Below are 18,748 nucleotides of genomic sequence, written 5' to 3'. Positions count from 1 at the left end.
GCTCGTATGTTCTGCGAACTCACAACAAATGTATTCTATCAGATGAATCAAAATAATGCAACAATTATTTTGAAAAAAATCAAAAAAATTCCGAAAACTTGATATATTTTTGATTTCACTATTCCTTTTTTGTGAAAAAATGGGTATAATAAGTCATATATGAAAATATGGGCAGGAATGCGTGTATGAAAGAAGGAGTATCGCCTTTATATACAGTATGAAGCATATGCCTGAAAATAAAAAGTGTGGAGGAGCAAGTATGAGAGGTCAGTTTGAAAATTCTCTTGGAACGGTTAGTATAGATTCGGAAGTGGTCGCAACCTATGCCGGTTCTGTGGCCGTAGAATGTTTTGGTATCGTAGGAATGGCAGCTGTCAATATGAAAGATGGTCTTGTAAAATTATTAAAAAAGGATTATCTTCATCATGGTATCTCAGTAAAAATCGAAGAGAATAACCGGATCACATTAGATTTCCATGTGATCGTATCATACGGTGTAAGTATTTCCACCGTATCAGATAATCTGATTTCCACTGTAAAATATAAAGTGGAAGAATTCACCGGCATGAAGATTGAGAAGATCAATATCTTTGTAGAAGGTGTCAGAGTCATTGATTAAGGAGGAATTGAGTGTGGATATACAGACAATAGATGCAGCACTTCTGTCAAAAATGTTTTTAGCGGGAGCGAAGAATCTGGAAGCAAAGAAAGAGTGGATCAACGAGCTGAACGTGTTTCCGGTTCCGGATGGTGATACTGGTACAAACATGAGTATGACAATTATTTCTGCAGCAAAAGAAGTTGCTGCTGTGGAGAAACCGGTGATGAAAGATCTTGCAAAAGCAATTTCTTCCGGATCACTGCGCGGGGCAAGAGGAAACTCAGGTGTTATTCTTTCCCAGCTGCTCCGTGGGTTTACAAAGACGATCAAGCATTATGATCAGATTGATAAGATTGTTCTTTGTGAGTCTTTCCAAAAAGCATGTGAAACTGCATACAAGGCAGTTATGAAACCAAAGGAAGGAACAATTCTTACGGTTGCCAAAGGCGCTGCTGAGAAGGCACTGGAACTTTCCTGTGACGACAGCTATAACATGGAGCAGTATATTGCTGCTATCATTGCTGAAGCAGAGCGTGTACTCGCATTGACGCCGGAGATGCTTCCGGTATTAAAACAGGCCGGTGTAGTGGATTCTGGTGGACAGGGACTGGTAGAAGTTCTGAAAGGTGCGCAGGATGCATTCCTTGGAAAAGAGATTGATTATACAATTGAAGCTGCTCCTGCATCTTCCGGTGTTGTAAAAATTTCTGCACAGACAGAGGCTGAGATTAAATTCGGTTACTGCACGGAATTTATCATTGTATTAAATAAAACGCTGACAGAAGCGCAAGAGGACGAGTACCGTGCGTTCTTGCAGTCTATGGGTGATTCTATCGTACTGGTAGCTGATGAGGAAATTGTCAAAACTCATGTACATACCAACGATCCGGGACTGGTATTACAGAAAGCACTGACTTTTGGATCTTTAAGCCGCATTAAGATTGACAATATGCGTGAAGAGCATCAGGAAAAACTGATCAAAGACGCAGAGAAACTCGCAAAAGAACAGGAAAAAGAAGCGGAAGGAAAAGCAAAAGCAGCTGTAGGTCCGAAGAAGGATATGGGATTTATTGCTGTTTCCATCGGAGAAGGAGTCAACGAAGTATTTAACGGACTTGGTGTGGATTATCTGATCGAAGGTGGACAGACTATGAATCCGAGTACCGAGGATATGTTAAATGCGATCGAACATGTCAATGCAGATCATATCTTTATTTTCCCGAATAATAAAAATATTATTCTGGCAGCAAATCAGGCAGCAATGCTGTTGGAGGACAAAGATATCATTGTTATTCCGACCAAAACGATTCCTCAGGGTATTTCTGCCATGATCAACTTTATTCCAGAGCAATCTCCTGAGGAGAACCGGGAAAATATGCTGGAAGCGATTGCAGCAGTAAAAACCGGACAGGTTACTTATGCAGTGCGTGATACTGTGATTGACGACAAGGAAATCAAAGAGGGCGACTACATGGGAATCGGTGATTCCTCTATTCTTTCTGTAGGTGCAGATCGTGAAGATGTTACAAAAGATATGGTAGCGCAGATGATTGATGAGGAATCTTCCTTTATCTGTATTTATTATGGAGAAGAAGTGCTTCCGGAAGCAGTCAATGCATTACAGAAATATTTTGAAGAAACCTATCCGGAATGTGAAGTAGAAGTACAGTTTGGCGGTCAGCCGATTTATTACTATGTCATTTCTGTAGAGTAAGGAGACAGTATGAACTTAAACTCCCCTATTCGTGAAATAAAAGGGATCGGGGTAAAAACAGAACAGTTATTTCAACAGTTAGGAGTATACACCGTCGGTGATATACTCCTATATTTTCCCCGTGATTATGAAAAATATCCAGCCTTGTGTGAAGTAGAACAGTTATTAGAAGACAGAAAAAATGCCCTTTATATCTGCGTGAAAAAGTCTCCCACCGTAAATACCCATTCCCGCCAGCAGGTGGCACTGCTGGATGTAAAAGGAGAAACGAAGGCACTGCGTCTGATCTGGTTTCGCAGTCCTTATATCCGTTCCCTGATCCGCCCCGGAGGCTGGTATGTTTTTTATGGAAAAGTAAGCCGGAAAGAGGGGCGGCTTGTAATGGAACAACCACAGATCTTTAGCCTGGGGCAATATGAGGCATTACAAAAGACGTTGCAGCCTCATTACAGTCTGACAAAGGGTATTACTAATAATCTGATCGTAAAGACAATGCATGCAGCCATGGCGGAGATTCCGTTGGAGATGGAGTATCTGCCTGAGGACATCCGTGTCCGTAATCATTTGAGTGAATATAATTTTGCTTTAAAAAATATGCATTTTCCGGAAAGTGAGGAGAACTGTATCATTGCAAGAAACCGTTTTGTGTTTGATGAGTTTTTCTTTTTCCTGCTCAGCATGCAGTTGTCAAAGGAGAATACACAGAAACTAAAAAATGAATTTACTTTTGCAGAAGATTCTTTTGTGGAAGATTTGATGAATCATCTTCCTTATGAACTGACAAGTGCACAGAAGCGGGCAGTGGCACAGATTCGTTCTGATCTGCGGGAAGCCTGCATTATGCAGCGGCTGGTACAGGGAGATGTTGGGTCTGGTAAGACAATTGTGGCTTTCCTGGCAATGCTGGAAGTGGCACATAATGGTTATCAGGCGGCACTCATGGCACCTACGGAGGTGCTGGCGCAGCAGCATTATGAAAAACTGACACATTTTTTGGAAACCAATGGCATCGAAATCCCGGTAGTTTTGCTGACCGGATCCATGGGAGTAAAAAAACGTCGGGCAGCCTATGCAATACTGGAATCGGATCAGCCGGCTCTGGTAGTGGGAACTCATGCACTTATTCAGGAAAAGGTACAATATCGTAATCTGGCGCTGGTCATTACCGATGAACAGCATCGTTTTGGCGTAAAGCAGCGGGAAACCTTTTCGTTGAAAGGTTCGCATCCGCATATCCTGGTTATGAGTGCAACACCAATTCCGAGAACATTGGCTATCATATTATACGGAGATCTGGATATTTCAGTAATTGATGAAGTGCCGGCGAAGCGTCTGCCCATCAAAAATTGTGTGGTAAATACAACGTACCGTAAGACGGCGTACAAATTTATGGAAAAAGAAATCCGTGCAGGACATCAGGTGTACATCATCTGTCCACTGGTGGAAGAAAGTGAACTGGCAGAAGGTGAAAATGTTCTGGATTATGCACTTCAGCTTCAGCAGATTTTTCCGTCGGATATTCAGGTTGGTATACTTCATGGAAAAATGAAACCGGATGAGAAAAATGCTGTGATGCAGGCATTTCAGACTGATCAGATCCAGATTCTTGTATCAACGACAGTCGTGGAAGTCGGTGTAGATGTACCGAATGCCACAGTTATGATGATTGAAAACGCCGAACGTTTCGGACTTGCACAGCTGCATCAGCTGCGTGGCCGTGTTGGTCGTGGCGATGCACAGTCTTATTGCATTCTGATGCAGGGAAAAGAAGAACAGACAAAGAACAAACGTCTGGAGATTTTAAATAAGTCTAATGACGGATTTTATATAGCAGGAGAAGATCTGAAACTGCGCGGCCCCGGAGATTTTTTCGGAATCCGTCAGAGTGGGGATTATCAATTCCGGCTTGCAGATGTCTTTCAGGATGCGGATGTGCTGAGTAAGGCGTCCTATGAAGTATCTGTTTTGATGAAAGAAGATCCACATCTGGAGAAGGAAGAACATAAACGGTTGCTCATTCGTCTGCGACAGTATGCCGGGGAGCAGTTCTCCTTGCTGAATTTGTAAACAGCCAAAGTTCAAGAATGCCTGGGTATTCCTGCTGCTAGATACGAGTCATTAATGTGTCTTCCGGTTGATATATTCTGTTTTGTATTTGGAATAGATGATCTTCTGACTGCTGTACAGTCCGTAATATCCGGAAAGCATATAGCTTAAGGCAATGGCAATAAGAAAATACGGCATTCCATCAAAACCAAACAGTTCGAAACAGATCATGAGAGAGGTGATCGGACTGTTAGTGACTCCGCAGAACACGGCTCCCATGCCGACGGCAGCACACAGTGGGATAGAACATCCGAAAGCGGAGGCAAAAAAAGTTCCGAATGTGGAGCCGATGAAAAGGGTTGGTACGATTTCACCGCCTTTATATCCGGCTCCCAGGGTTGCCGCAGTAAAAACCATTTTTAACAGGAAAGCCAGTGGAAAGACAGTTTTTCCTTCCATACATCCGGTGATGATATTCATGCCGGTTCCATTATATGTCTGATTCCCCACCAGCATGGTCAGACCAATTACAATGAGACCACCTGCCAGTGCACGTACATACGGATTTTTAAAAAAGCGTTTGTACAAGCGTTCCGCATTGTGAAGTGTCGTGCAGAACAGGATGCTGACCAAGGCACACAATACAGCAAAAATCCCGATGATCAAGGCGTTTTTTGCTGTGAAAGCCGGGATGGATGCGATTGGGAAGATTTCCGGTGTAATACCGCAGGCAGATGCGATGCCATGAGCCGTCAGGGATGCGATCACACAGGGAACCAGTGCGGAATAGTGCATGATACCGACACTGACTACTTCCATAGAAAAAACCGCCGCTGCCAGTGGTGTGCCAAACAGTGCGGAGAATGCAGCACTCATCCCACACATGATCATGATATGTTGGTCTTTTTCGTCAAAATGAAATAGTTTTCCAAGTGAATTTCCAATGCTGCCTCCTAGCTGCAGGGCAGCGCCTTCGCGTCCGGCAGAACCACCGAAGAGATGGGTCAGCAGAGTGGCGATGAAAATTAGTGGTGCCATGCGCAGGGGGATGTTTTCATTGGAATGAATGGCTGATAATACCAGATTCGTTCCGGTATCTTTTTCATCGTGCAGCAGATGGTAGAGCCAGACAATCAGAACACCGGCCAGCGGCAGAAAAAGGATCAGCCACGGATGATCCAGCCGCATGGCAGTGACGGTCTGCATACCATAGTAAAAGGCTGTACCTACAAATCCCAGTACAATCCCAGTTAAAACGGCAAAAATGATTGCCCGCAGTGATGTCACCAGATGGGAACCACCTCTTTTTAGTACATTTTTATATGATTCAAACATATCTTTTTCTCCCCGTAATAGAAAAAACTCCTGTCGTACAGCGGACTGCGAACGTCCACTTAACTACTTAACTATAGAAAGCATATTTTCTTATTTTCCTGACATTGCAAGAAAATTCAAAATGATTTATACTTTACTATTATAGAGAAAACGGGAAAAAAAGCAAACAAAAAAACAAAATCCCGGGAAGCAGGTTATATAAATGAAGAGAAAATTGCAGGAAATCATACAGGAAAAATTTAATTATGAAGAAACATGTCTGCTGCTGCCAGATATGGATCTGAGATTTTCAGCGGTTGAAAACGAAGTGTTTGAGGGAACGTTTCTGTTTCACAGCAGCAGTGCACAGGAAGTGCGCGGAATAGTAACCTGCGAAAATCCCCATGTGATATGTGAGACAAGGGAATTTCACGGAACCGAAATCCAGATTCGGTTTCAGTATCATGCGGATGCTATGTTTGAGGGGATGTCTGATCAGGGAGTTTTTGTGATCACAAGTAATGTGGGGGAGTATTTGCTGCCATTCAGGGCCGATATCACCAGACATTATCTGTCATCTTCTATCGGAACAATTAAGACGTTAAATGATTTTACAAATCTGTGCAAGCTGAACTGGGAGGAGGCACTGCTTGTTTTCAAGTCCCCTTATTTTGTGAATGTATTGCAGCATGACAATGGTTATCTGCAACTGCTGTATCGTGGACTGACTCAGCACGGCAGAGGAACTCATGAGATGGAAGAGTTTCTGGTAGGATGCGGCAAAAAGAAACGAAACAGTATCCGTATTGCACGACCGGAGCGGATTTATAAGGCAAGTCATAAGATACAGACCGATTTTCTGGATATTGAGAAACAGGAGTGGGGAGCCATTAATCTGGAAGCTTCCTGTGATGCATCATTTATCCGATTAGAAAAACATCAGATCGGAATGTATGATTTTATCGGAAAACATGCGGAACTTGCTTATCAGATTATTCCCGGTAAGCTCCATGCAGGAAAAAACTATGGCCAGATCACACTGAAAACGGCCTTTCAGACAGAGGCGGTGCATATTGAGGTTACTTTGCCTGTACAGCATCCGGAAAAATCTGCTGAGTGGAAAAGTACAAGACTACGTGCGCAGATGGAACAGAATTATCTGGAGTTCTGCCGGGAAAAATTAACGGCAGCAGAATGGAAAACGGAGATGGAACTGTTGTTTACAGAAGCTGAACACATTCATCCGGATAATGAGTGGACGTTGCTGTATCGAATCTATGTCCGCTTACTTTGTGGGGAAAAGGAAGAAGCAGACCGGCTTTCACGTAACATGGCAAGAACGATCACGAGCCAGCGTACGCCGCTGAGTGCATTTTATCTGTATCTGACAACCATAGGAGAGACGCCATCCTATATCCGGAATGTGACGAAGCGGATCCGTGAGATTTATCTGAAATATCCCAATCATCCGGTGCTAATATGGATTTTGCTTCGGACAGATGAAGCATTGGTGCGTAATCCGGAGCGGAAATATCAGTGGCTACGTAAATATATGATTTCCGGAAGCAGCAGTCCGGTATTTTATGAAGAGACAGCAAAGCTTCTGTGTAATCACCCGGAACTGCTGCGGCAGTTTGATATTTTTGAACGTCGTGTACTTGTATGGATGATGAAACAGGGGCGGCTTACAAGTGGACTTGTACAGCGCATTTTTGCAATGGCACCCGGTCAGAAGCAGTTTGAACCGCTTTTTTTCCAGCTTTTATGCCGGGGATATCGGATGGCTCCGGAAGAGCAAGCGGTAAGAACCATCTGCGGATATTTGATTAAATGCAACCAGTATGGAGATGTGTATTTTTCATGGTTTCAGAAAGGAATTGCACAACATCTGAAAATTGCCGGATTGTATGAGGCATACATTCTTTCCTGGAACAAGGCAAACGGTATGCTGCCCAATGAGGTTTTACATTATTTTTCCAGAAACAGCTCCCTTCCGGTAAAACGGAAAGCCATGCTGTATGCACACATGGTGAAAAACAGGAATCGGCTTGGAAAAAGCTGGGATGCTTATCTGGTTTTGATCCGTAATTTTGCAAAACAGGAACTGATGGCAGGAGAAATGAACGAAGATCTGGCAGTGATCTATGAAGAAGTGCGGCGTCACTGCACAAAAGCGGAATGGGACAGCTGGAAGAAACAAGCGGAGTGTTGCTATCGTATCCGTGTCATGAACGATGTGATGCCAAATCTTCATGTTTTGCAGGCAGGAAAGAAAGATATCCAGCGGGTGCCTGTGTTTGATCAGGGGACTTATATTTACCTGGAGAAAAAGCCTTTTGTAGTTCTGTATGAGAGTGTCGGCGGAAGGTTATATACGGCGCGTGATCAGTTCCATTTGAAAAAAATGCTGTCCGGCACACACATTTATCAGAAAGATGAGGAACCGGAGCAGAAATTATCTTCAGAACCGGTAACAGACAGTCAATCCTTAAAAGAACAGCTGGAGCTGTTTGCCGCACCGTTGTCTGTGATGGCAAAGCGGATTCGGAAGGCCAGAGATCTTGGAATGGACGTGCAGCCTTATGAAGAAAAACTTATGTTGTATATGCTGTTTACCGGAACTTTTCTTCCGGAGCATGAAACAGTTTATCAGAATCTGGCAGAATGTGAGACGGAAGAACTGCTTTTACGTGCATATGAGACATGGTTTTCCTGGCAGTATATGATAGGAAAAGAACCGCTGCCGCAGGCAGTCAGTGTACATCTGTGTCAGATATTTACAAAAGAACCGGTTTGGCAGAAATTTTGCAGAGCAGCGTTTTTGAAATTTTGTGTATGCAGTGGTCAGAATCAGACAAAGGAAGCGTGGGAGATTGCAGAAAGGATTCTGAAAGGTTTTGTATTAGAGCAGAAATCTTTTGCATTCTATGCAATGCTGCCGGAAAAACTGCAGCGGAAGTATCTGCTCTTTGGATGTGATACGGTGACCTGTGTGGCGGTTCCCGGAAAATATCTGCGTATTTACAGAAAGAAACCGGGACAGCCGGATAAAACCGGGGATATGAAAGAAGTACTCCCGGGAATTTACAGCTATACCTGTCGGGAAATCCGTTCCTGTCCGGAGCAGTATGTGATCCGGGCAAAAGATGGCAGCTGTGTAGTACAGGGAACACTTGCAGCATCAGAGACGGAACGCTGGAGAGATACCAGGTACGGAAAACTGGTACATCTGTCGGCAGCAGGGAATACACAGGATGCTTATCAATATGCAGAATTAACAGATTTGACAGATGTACTGTTTCAGGCAATAGAGGAGTAAATGACTGGTGGAACAGAAGAAAATATTATATATGGGAATTGATCTTACCGATGAACAGGCTATGGTAAGCCTGTTTGGCAGGGGAATGGAAGAACCGGAAACTATAATGACCGGAGCTTCAAAAGAGCGGTATGGCATTCCGGTGGCCATGTATCTGGCAGATTCCGGACATATTTTTTATGGGGAAGAAGCATTGCGGCGAAAGGAGAATCCTCAGGGTGATTTTTTTGATCATCTGTATCAGCGGGCACTGGATGAAACAGAGAGTGAATCGAAGTTTTATCAGGGACTGCTTCGTCAGTTTGTCCAGCGGCTCATTCAATTAAAAGATAGGTATCGTTTTGACGCACAGGAGTTGTGTGTATGTATTACAGTTCCGGAGATTACAAAACAGGTGGTGACAGTTTTTCAGTGGATGTGCAAGGAGCTGGGACTTTTCGGAGAACAGTTTTTTCTGATGGATCATGGAGAAAGTTTTTTTGGACACACCTATCATCAGGAAGCACTTTTATGGCAGCATGATGTGGCATTGTTTGACTTTTCATCAGAGCACGTTACCTTTTATCTGCTGCACCGGAGGCATGGCGCGAAGATTCAGATAGTGACCGCAGAGAAAAAAATGTGGAATGTTCCGGCATATGTGCATCAGGATGCAAGTGTGAAAGATGAATTTTTCGCTAACATCATCCGGGAGGCATTTGCCAGTCATATGATTTCTGCGGTGTATTTCGTGGGAGATGGATTTGACGGGGATTGGCTGAAAGAATCCTTGCGGGTGCTTGGCGGCAACAAACGAGTATTTTTAGGCAAAAATCTCTTTACAAAAGGGGCTTGTTATGCAGGGTACCGATATACAGATGCTTCTTTCTGGGGATTTTTCTATAACTGCGATTACAAAATGCAGGGAGAGATTCGGATGCAGGTGCAGTGCGGAGAAGAAAATATAGAAATCCGCCTGGTGGAAGCCGGGAAAAACTGGTTTGCGTCGATGCCGGAATATGTGTTGCTGTATGATGGAACACCGGAACTGTCTGTGACAATCGGTGAAATCGGACAGATCCATGCACAGACCCGTGTATTTCCGTTAACGGATCTGCCGGACCGGCCGGAAAAAACATTGCGTTTTCGAATCCGGGCAGTGGCTGAAAATGGACGCAAGGTTGTATTGCACCTGGAGGATGACGGATTTGGTGAACTGTTTGAAAGCTCCGGAAAAGTCTGGGAGTTTCCAGTCACATTTGAGCCGGAGGAAAAACGATCCTTGTACGACCGAAAATACAGAAAAAATAGTTGAGACAGGAAGGGTAGACAATGGGTGCATTGAAGTTATGTACATATAAGAAAGCGGAATATCCGCTGTATCTGGAGATGTTATCTTTACATGTATACACGATGGAAGAATTGTGTTATGCCATGGAATCCAGTCTTTTCCTGCTGGATGAAAGCTGGATGGGAACAGAATTTTTTCAGTGGATTGCAGAGGGAGTTGGGAATGTAGAACTGGCGGGACAGTTGAGACGCCTGTATCAGCGGCATCGGGATGTGTATGAATGTGCCGCATTTCTGTTTTCAGCATCTGGGTTCTATTCCCGGCAGGAACAAAAAGAACTGGAACGGATCATTGAAAAAATGAAGGGAAAGAACTCCATGGAACGCAGAAAGATGAAAGCGGATTACTATCTCGCAAAAAAGAGATACCGCTATGCCGCTTGTGGGTATCTGGAACTACTTCAGCCGGAGTTCCTGCAACAGATGACAGAAGAACTGCAGGGGCATATTATGCATAATCTCGGTGTGGTTTATGCCAGATTGTTTTTGTTCCCGGAGGCCGCCAGGATGTTTTCGATGGCATATCAGAAATCGCACACGGAATCTTCACGACTGTGTTATCTGTATGCCATGAATTATATTACAGAGGATGATTCTGCGGACACAAGAGTGCCGGAACTTCAGTTCAAAACGATGAAAGAAGCATATGCCCATTTTTCCGATGTATCGGATCAGGAGGAATATTATACTGAGCGAAAAAAAGTGGCAACGGCTTCCCATGCTTTTAACTGGAAGGGACGGGAAGCGGAAATTCGTCATCGATGGATTTCGGAATATGAGCAGATGTATTCCTGATGAATTATTCATCTCAGTCTGAGTTGAGACTCCCACTTCTGCAAGTGGTGAGTAATAACAGGTGTTGTGAATGTTATGAAAAAACGTTAAAAAGGTGGTTTAAAAATTCCTTTACGAAAACCACTTGCAGTGGTATAATGTCGAGCGGATGGTATTCCGAAAGGAAACGATACCTTGTATTTATTATTTTGAAACGGAGCTTGTATTGCCGGATGCAAACGAGACTCACTGTCCCGCCATGAAGAATGGAGGGATGCTTATGAATATTGGATTTATTGGCGCAGGAAAAGTCGGATTTTCCTTGGGAAAATATCTAACCGAGCGCAACGTCAGGGTGACCGGATATTATAGTCGTAATCCGGATTCATCCAGAGAAGCAGCAGATTTTACGAATACCAGACAGTATATGAATTTGCGACATCTGGTAGAGGACAGTGATGTCCTTTTTGTAGCAATCCCGGATTCGGCGATTGCTCCAATGTGGGAACAGTTAAAAATGCTTCCGATTCAGAATAAGATTATAAGTCATTTCAGCGGCTCCTTAAGTTCCGCTGTCTTTTCGGATATTGAGCGTTATCACGCTTATGGATATTCTATCCATCCGCTTTTCGCCATTAATGATAAGTATGAATCTTACAAAGTGATCTCCCAGGCTTTTTTTACCATTGAGGGTGATCCGAAATATCTGAACTGGTTTCAGAAACTTTTTGAAGGTTTTGGAAATCCGGTGGAGATTATTTCCGGGCAAGACAAAGTGCGATATCATGCGGCGGCAGCCATGGTCAGCAATCTGTATGTGGGATTGGCAAATTTGTGCGAGGAAATGTTGCGGAATTGCGGATTTTCCGCTGCAAATGCGCATCGTGCATTGTCACCGCTGATGATGGGAAATACGGAAAACATTGTTGAATACAGACCGGTTGGAGCCTTGACAGGCCCAATTGAGCGAAATGACCTGTCAACGGTTATGGATCATCTGGACAGCTTATCCGGCGAGGCACGGAAAATCTATCAGGATCTTTCTGTGGAAGTGCTGAAAGTTGCCAGAGAGAAACATCCGGAGCGGGATTATTCTGAGATGGAAAGGATTATTAGATCATGAAAACGACAGTTTCTACATTGAAAAAACAAAAAGAGAATAAAGAAAAAATTACAATGCTTACCTGTTATGATTATTCTATGGCAAAACTCATGGATGAAGCAGGGATTGAGATATTGCTGATTGGTGATTCCCTTGGAAATACTATGCTTGGGTATGACACTACTTTACCGGTTACCATGGAAGATATGATTGCTCATACAGCAGCAGTCAGCAGAGGCGCAAAAAATGCTTTTGTGCTGGCAGATATGCCATTTATGTCCTATCAGACTTCTGTCTATGATGCAGTTGTAAATGCGGGACGCCTGATGAAAGAGGGTCATGCACATGGCGTAAAACTGGAAGGTGGAGCCAGAGTGTGTCCACAGATTGAAGCAATTGTGGCAGCAGACATCCCGGTGTGTGCACATATCGGACTGACCCCTCAGTCCATCAATGCCTTTGGTGGATTCAAGGTACAGGGCAAAAGCGAGGAAGCAGCCCGTCAGCTGGTGGAGGATGCCAAAAAAGTTGAAGCAGCAGGTGCCTCTATGCTTGTTATGGAGTGTGTTCCGGCCAAGCTTGCGGAGATTATTACAAATACGATTTCGATTCCGACAATCGGAATCGGAGCAGGTGCAGGCTGTGATGGACAGGTACTGGTAAACCAGGATATGCTTGGTATGTTTCATGATTTTACTCCGAAATTTGTAAAACAATTTGCAAATGTAGGTGAGATCATGATGCAGGCATTTAAAGATTATTCCGCGGAAGTAAAAGCCGGTACATTTCCGGCACAGGAACATACCTATGCGATTTCAGACGAAGTCATTGATAAATTATATTAAAAATGATTGCTGATCGTGTCAGTTAACTTTACAAGTTATTATTTAAGATTAAAAATATGAACGAGGTGCAAAGCGACTGCGTTCATGAGCAAGGAGCGAAAGCGGATTGCGAATGTCCGCTTTACATTTAAAACAGGTAACAGAGGAGAATAAAACATGCAGGTTGTATCAACAGTAAAAGAAGTAAGAGATATTGTGGCAGAATGGCGAAAAGAAGGAAAAACCGTCGGATTTGTTCCGACTATGGGTTACCTTCATGAGGGACACGGCAGTCTGATCAGCAAAGCCGTAGAACAGAATGACAAAGCAGTTGTCAGTATTTTTGTCAATCCGATGCAGTTCGGACCGACAGAGGATCTGGAGAGCTATCCGAGAGATCTGGAAAAAGACAGCAAATTCTGTGAGAGCCTCGGCGCAGATCTGATCTTCCATCCGGAACCGGAAGAGATGTATCATGAAGGATTCAGTTCCTTTGTGGATATGACAGTTCTGACGGAGGAACTCTGCGGACTGAGCCGTCCGGTTCATTTTCGTGGTGTTTGTACCGTAGTCAGCAAATTATTCAACATCGTTCAGCCGGATCGTGCATATTTTGGTCAGAAAGATGCACAGCAGCTGGCAGTCATCAAACATATGGTGGATGATTTGAATATGAACGTGGAAGTTATTGGATGCCCGATCATTCGTGAAGAAGACGGACTGGCAAAGAGCTCCAGAAACACATATCTGTCCGCAGAGGAGAGAAAAGCAGCTCTGATTCTGAGCAAAACCATTTTTATGGGACAGAAAATGGTTGAAGAAGGCGAGACAGATGCAGTAAAATTAGTAGAAGCAATGAAAAAGAACATTGAGACAGAACCGCTGGCAAAAATTGACTATATCAAAGCGGTAGATGGTATGACCATGCAGCAGGTAACAGAACTGAAGAGTCCGGTACTGGTAGCAATGGCAGTGTATATTGGAAAAACACGTCTGATTGATAACTTTGTATGTTAATGAGCAGTGCAAAAATTCATAGGATTTCAATTTGGCTGTTGTACAGACAAGATTGAAAGACTGAATTTTTATTCGGCGAATGCCGATCAATGAGAAAAATCAGAGATTTTTCGAATGTGCACTGCGAAAAAAAGTAAAAGAGAGAGGAAAAAGTTTTATGACCCTTCAGATGTTAAAAGGAAAAATTCATCGTGCAACTGTGATACAGGCGGCACTTGATTATGTAGGAAGTATCACCATTGACGAAGATCTTCTGGATGCTGCCGGCATTCTCGAATATGAGAAAGTTCAGATTGTAGATGTCAATAATGGCGCACGTTTTGAGACATACACCATTGCCGGAGAGCGTGGAAGCGGAATGATCTGTCTGAACGGAGCAGCAGCCCGCTGTGCCTCCGTCAAAGATAAAGTTATCATTATGTCTTATGCGGATATGACGCCGGAAGAAGCAAAGGTACACAGACCATCGGTTGTCTTTGTAGATGAAATCAATCGGATTGACCGTGTGACCAATTATGAAAAACATGGTCAGTTATTTGATAAAGCAAGACTGGATGAGGAGTAGAAAGATATCATGTTAAAAGGAAAAACCGTTGTACTTGGTGTGACAGGAAGTATTGCAGCTTATAAAATTGCATCACTGGCAAGTATGTTGATCAAACAGCATGCAGATGTGCATGTGATTATGACGCAGAATGCGACAAATTTTATTCATCCGACAGCATTTGAGACATTGACAAGACATAAATGCCTGGTGGATACGTTTGACCGGGATTTTCAGTTTAATGTAAAGCATGTAAGTCTGGCACAGCAGGCGGATGTGATGATGATTGCACCGGCTTCTGCAAATGTGATCGGAAAGCTGGCACATGGTATCGCGGATGATATGCTGACGACCACAGCGATGGCATGTAAGGCACCGATGCTGATCGTGCCGACGATGAATACAAACATGTATGAAAATCCGATTCTGCAGGATAATTTAAAGGTGCTGGCTTCTTATGGTAAGAAAATTATTGAACCAGCCAGCGGTATGCTTGCATGCAGAGATGTGGGAAAAGGAAAAATGCCGGAACCGGAAGTGCTGTTTCAACATATTCTGCGCGTGATCGCCTTTGATAAAGATCTGGCTGGCAAAAAAGTGCTGGTGACTGCCGGACCGACGCAGGAAGCGATTGATCCGGTGCGTTATATCACCAATCATTCTACCGGGAAAATGGGTTATGCCATTGCAGAAAATGCCATGCTGCGTGGTGCGGATGTGACTTTGGTAACAGGTCCGTGTGCCGTGGAGCCGCCGATGTTTGTTAAGGTAAAACCAGTGATTTCCGCACAGGACATGTATGAGGCAGTGACAGAGGAATATGATCAAACGGATATTGTAATCATGACTGCTGCAGTGGCGGATTATCGTCCGGCACAGGTCAGCACGGAAAAAGTCAAGAAACAGGATAGTGATCTTTCTATTCCACTGGTACGGACAAAAGATATACTGGCAACGCTTGGTGCATCCAAGACACATCAGTTTTTGTGTGGTTTTTCCATGGAGACACAGAATATGCTGGAAAACTCCAGAGCAAAGATTGCAAAGAAAAATCTGGATATGATCGTGGCCAACAATTTGAAGGTAGCAGGTGCCGGATTTGGCACGGATACCAATGTGATAACACTCATTACAAAGGATTTTGAGAAAGAACTTCCGTTGATGAGCAAGAAAGAGGCTGCAGGCTGTATTCTGAATGCGATTCTGGAAAGAATGTAGGTGTTAAGAACGCGACCGGAAAATACATTTTTGATATTTTTTATCATTGATGTATTTTCCGGATTTTTATGCTTGACATATACCCTGAGGGGGTATAGTATAGGCAGGAACAAAGGCATATCGATTATTTGAAAGGAAGTGGATTGATTTTTATGGAGCAAATGAAAAGTACTCCGGAGCAGGAAGCGGTTTGCTGCTGTCATAAGAAAAAAGAGCGGGATGAGAAAGAGTATAAAGACCTTATGAATCGGCTCAGCCGGATTGAAGGACAGGTACGCGGCGTGAAAGGAATGCTTGAGCGGGATGCATACTGTGTGGACATTCTGACGCAGGTTGCAGCTATTAATGCCGCACTGAATAGTTTTAACAAAGTACTTCTGGCAAATCACATCAAAAGCTGTGTGGTGGAGAATGTGCGAAACGGAGATGACAGTATCATTGACGAGCTTGTTGTAACGATACAGAAGCTGATGCGATAATGTATGCGGATAAATCAGTAGCGATTAAATTATTAGAAGCGCAGACAGGAAAAAGCATATAACCAGAAGGGATGATGAGGTGGATTTTTATGAATAAATTTTCAGTAACAGGCATGAGTTGTGCAGCCTGCAGCGCTCATGTGGAGAAGGCAGTGTTGGAGGTGCCGGGTGTGACATCTGTTGCGGTAAGTCTGCTGACAAATTCTATGAATGTGGAAGGAACAGCAGCACCGTCAGATGTGATTCAGGCTGTTATCACGGCAGGATATGGTGCATCTTTACAGGGGGGTGAACGGAATAATGTTACACCGGGATTTGATGAGGAAGGACTGAAAGATCATGAGACACCGAAATTGAGAAAACGTCTGATTGCATCTGTTGTGATCCTGATCCCGCTGATGTATGTATCTATGGGACATATGATGTGGAACTGGCCATTGCCGTCCTTTCTGGCAGGCAATCATGTGGCAATGGGATTATATCAGATGCTTCTGACTATTCTGGTCATGGTCATCAATCAAAAATTTTTTATCAGTGGCTTTACAAGTTTGCTGCATAAAGCTCCGAATATGGATACGCTGGTAGCACTGGGATCCGGCGCATCTTTTGCGTACAGTACGTATGCATTGTTTGCTATGACCGGTGCTCAGGTGCGTATGGACATGGATGCTGTGATGCACTACATGGATGAGTTCTATTTCGAGTCTGCGGCCATGATCCTGACTTTAATCACAGTGGGAAAAATGCTGGAAGCATATTCTAAGGGAAAAACGACCAATGCACTAAAGAGCCTGATGGAACTGGCTCCGAAAAAGGCAACCATTTTCCGGGATGGCGAAGAGGTATTGGTTCCGGTGGAGCAGGTACAGATCGGCGATATCTTTGTCGTACGCCCGGGTGAGGGGGTTCCGGTGGATGGTGTGATTCTGGAAGGAAACAGTGCTTTAAACGAATCCACCCTGACCGGTGAGAGTATTCCGGTGGACAAGACAGAGGGAGACAGTGTATCTGCGGGTACGTTAAATCAATCCGGATTTTTAAAATGCCGGGCAACCAGAATCGGAAATGACACAACATTATCCCAGATTATTCAGATGGTCAGCGATGCGGCAGCCACCAAGGCACCGATTGCAAAAGTGGCAGATAAAGTATCCGGTGTGTTTGTACCTGCAGTGATTACCATTGCAGCAGTGACCATTATTGCATGGCTTCTGGCAGGAGCAGACTTTGGTTTTGCTTTGGCGCGCGGTATTTCCGTACTGGTTATCAGCTGTCCGTGTGCATTAGGTCTTGCCACACCGGTTGCTATCATGGTTGGTAATGGTGTTGGGGCGAAAAACGGTGTATTGTTCAAGACAGCAGTATCGCTGGAAGAAACAGGAAAAGTAGATATTGTGGTTCTGGATAAGACAGGAACTATTACCCGTGGTGAGCCAAAGGTGACAGATATAATACCAGGTGAGGGTATTGCGAAAGATGCTCTGGTGCGGACTGCATTGGCGCTTGAGTTAAAGAGCGAACATCCGCTGGCGAAAGCCATTGTAGTTTATGGAGAGGAACAGAAGATTGCAATGACAGCTGCAGATGAATTTCAGGTGATGCCGGGAAATGGTCTGTCAGGACTCGTATCCGGCGTGCGCGTATTTGGAGGGAGTCTGAACTTTATTTCTGAAAAGTCGACTGTATCCAAGAATATGCAGCATCAGGCAGAAGAACTTGCAAAACAGGGAAAAACAACGCTGTTTTTTGCGACAGAACAGAAATTGCTTGGCATCATTGCGGTAGCGGATGTGATCAGGGAAGACAGTCCGCAGGCGATTTCACAGCTTCAGAATATGGGAATTCAAGTCGTTATGCTGACCGGAGATAATGAATGTACGGCACAGACCATCGGTGCACAGGCAGGAGTAGATCAGGTCATCGCGGGTGTTCTTCCAGAAGGAAAGGATCGTGTGATCTGTGAACTACAGCAGCGTGGAAAAGTTGCTATGGTTGGTGACGGAATCAACGATGCTCCGGCACTGACCCGTGCAGACATGGGAATTGCGATAGGTGCAGGTGCGGATGTGGCACTGGATGCGGCAGATGTGGTTCTGGTAAAGAGCAGCCTGTCTGATGTACCTGCAGCAATCCGATTAAGTCGTGCAGTACTTCGAAATATTCACGAAAATCTGTTCTGGGCATTTATTTATAACGTAATAGGTATTCCGATTGCCGCCGGAGTGTGGTATCATTGGTTTGGGTTGAAATTAAATCCGATGTTCGGTGCGGCAGCTATGAGCCTGTCCAGTTTCTGCGTAGTGACAAATGCACTGCGTCTGAACTTTGTAAAAGTATACAGTACCAGAAGAGACAGCAAGAAAAATAAGAAAAAAAATCAGCAACAGTCAGAATTACAGATTGTCGTAAATACAGATGTAATGTCTGAAAAACAGAAGGAGACCAGCTATGAAAAGTCAACCATAAA

The 18,748-nt window shown here is 44.0% G+C and carries 14 protein-coding genes; 13 read left to right on the top strand and 1 reads right to left on the bottom strand.

Annotation, left to right across the window (positions count from 1 at the left end):
* The first annotated feature begins 259 nt into the window (after window positions 1-259).
* From HMPREF0373_RS11685 to recG, 3 genes are read left to right on the top strand one after another with little or no spacing between them, the layout of a single operon-like run.
* Window positions 260-619 carry an Asp23/Gls24 family envelope stress response protein gene (locus HMPREF0373_RS11685; protein ID WP_022036706.1) on the top strand — a complete coding sequence of 120 codons (360 nt, stop codon included), beginning with the start codon at window positions 260-262 and terminating at the stop codon, window positions 617-619.
* 13 nt (window positions 620-632) lie between these two features.
* Window positions 633-2,315 (top strand): DAK2 domain-containing protein, encoded by a 1,683-nt coding sequence (locus HMPREF0373_RS11680; protein WP_022036705.1) that lies wholly within the window; start codon window positions 633-635, stop codon window positions 2,313-2,315.
* Between the two features lie 9 nt (window positions 2,316-2,324).
* Window positions 2,325-4,382: an ATP-dependent DNA helicase RecG gene (recG, locus tag HMPREF0373_RS11675; protein WP_021739929.1), complete on the top strand. Its 2,058-nt coding sequence runs from the start codon at window positions 2,325-2,327 to the stop codon at window positions 4,380-4,382.
* 51 nt (window positions 4,383-4,433) lie between these two features.
* Here recG and HMPREF0373_RS11670 read toward each other — a convergent pair whose 3' ends face one another.
* Window positions 4,434-5,696 carry a chloride channel protein gene (locus HMPREF0373_RS11670; RefSeq protein ID WP_021739928.1) on the bottom strand — a complete coding sequence of 421 codons (1,263 nt, stop codon included), beginning with the start codon at window positions 5,694-5,696 and terminating at the stop codon, window positions 4,434-4,436.
* Between the two features lie 202 nt (window positions 5,697-5,898).
* Between HMPREF0373_RS11670 and HMPREF0373_RS11665 the strand changes: the two genes are divergently transcribed.
* From HMPREF0373_RS11665 to HMPREF0373_RS11620, 10 genes are all read left to right on the top strand, one after another.
* Complete coding sequence (locus HMPREF0373_RS11665) at window positions 5,899-8,994, top strand: DUF5717 family protein (RefSeq protein WP_021739927.1); 3,096 nt, start codon at window positions 5,899-5,901, stop codon at window positions 8,992-8,994.
* A gap of 7 nt (window positions 8,995-9,001) precedes the next feature.
* Window positions 9,002-10,288: a DUF5716 family protein gene (locus tag HMPREF0373_RS11660; protein WP_021739926.1), complete on the top strand. Its 1,287-nt coding sequence runs from the start codon at window positions 9,002-9,004 to the stop codon at window positions 10,286-10,288.
* 17 nt (window positions 10,289-10,305) lie between these two features.
* Complete coding sequence (locus tag HMPREF0373_RS11655) at window positions 10,306-11,118, top strand: hypothetical protein (protein ID WP_021739925.1); 813 nt, start codon at window positions 10,306-10,308, stop codon at window positions 11,116-11,118.
* A gap of 259 nt (window positions 11,119-11,377) precedes the next feature.
* Entirely contained in the window at window positions 11,378-12,220 is an 843-nt protein-coding gene (locus HMPREF0373_RS11650; protein ID WP_044964201.1) for a Rossmann-like and DUF2520 domain-containing protein, read from the top strand.
* Window positions 12,217-13,044, top strand: a complete 828-nt coding sequence (gene panB / locus HMPREF0373_RS11645) for a 3-methyl-2-oxobutanoate hydroxymethyltransferase (protein ID WP_021739923.1) — start codon at window positions 12,217-12,219, stop codon at window positions 13,042-13,044. Before HMPREF0373_RS11650 ends, panB begins: the two co-directional genes overlap by 4 nt.
* 156 nt (window positions 13,045-13,200) lie before the next feature.
* Complete coding sequence (gene panC, locus HMPREF0373_RS11640) at window positions 13,201-14,040, top strand: pantoate--beta-alanine ligase (RefSeq protein WP_021739922.1); 840 nt, start codon at window positions 13,201-13,203, stop codon at window positions 14,038-14,040.
* A 157-nt stretch (window positions 14,041-14,197) separates the two neighbouring features.
* The gene (panD, locus tag HMPREF0373_RS11635; RefSeq protein ID WP_022036698.1) at window positions 14,198-14,605 is read left to right on the top strand and encodes an aspartate 1-decarboxylase; all 408 of its coding nucleotides are present in this window, start codon (window positions 14,198-14,200) and stop codon (window positions 14,603-14,605) included.
* 9 nt (window positions 14,606-14,614) lie between these two features.
* Window positions 14,615-15,802: a bifunctional phosphopantothenoylcysteine decarboxylase/phosphopantothenate--cysteine ligase CoaBC gene (gene coaBC / locus HMPREF0373_RS11630; RefSeq protein ID WP_021739920.1), complete on the top strand. Its 1,188-nt coding sequence runs from the start codon at window positions 14,615-14,617 to the stop codon at window positions 15,800-15,802.
* Window positions 15,803-15,954: 152 nt separating this feature from the next.
* On the top strand, window positions 15,955-16,281 hold the full coding sequence (locus tag HMPREF0373_RS11625) for a metal-sensing transcriptional repressor (protein ID WP_021739918.1): 327 nt from the start codon (window positions 15,955-15,957) through the stop codon (window positions 16,279-16,281).
* Between the two features lie 89 nt (window positions 16,282-16,370).
* Window positions 16,371-18,748: heavy metal translocating P-type ATPase (locus HMPREF0373_RS11620; protein ID WP_049946835.1), on the top strand; the 2,378-nt coding region annotated here is incomplete at its 3' end.

It is taken from the genome of Eubacterium ramulus ATCC 29099, from assembly GCF_000469345.1.
GTDB lineage: Bacteria > Bacillota > Clostridia > Lachnospirales > Lachnospiraceae > Eubacterium_I > Eubacterium_I ramulus.
This window is presented reverse-complemented; position numbering and strand designations above follow the sequence as displayed.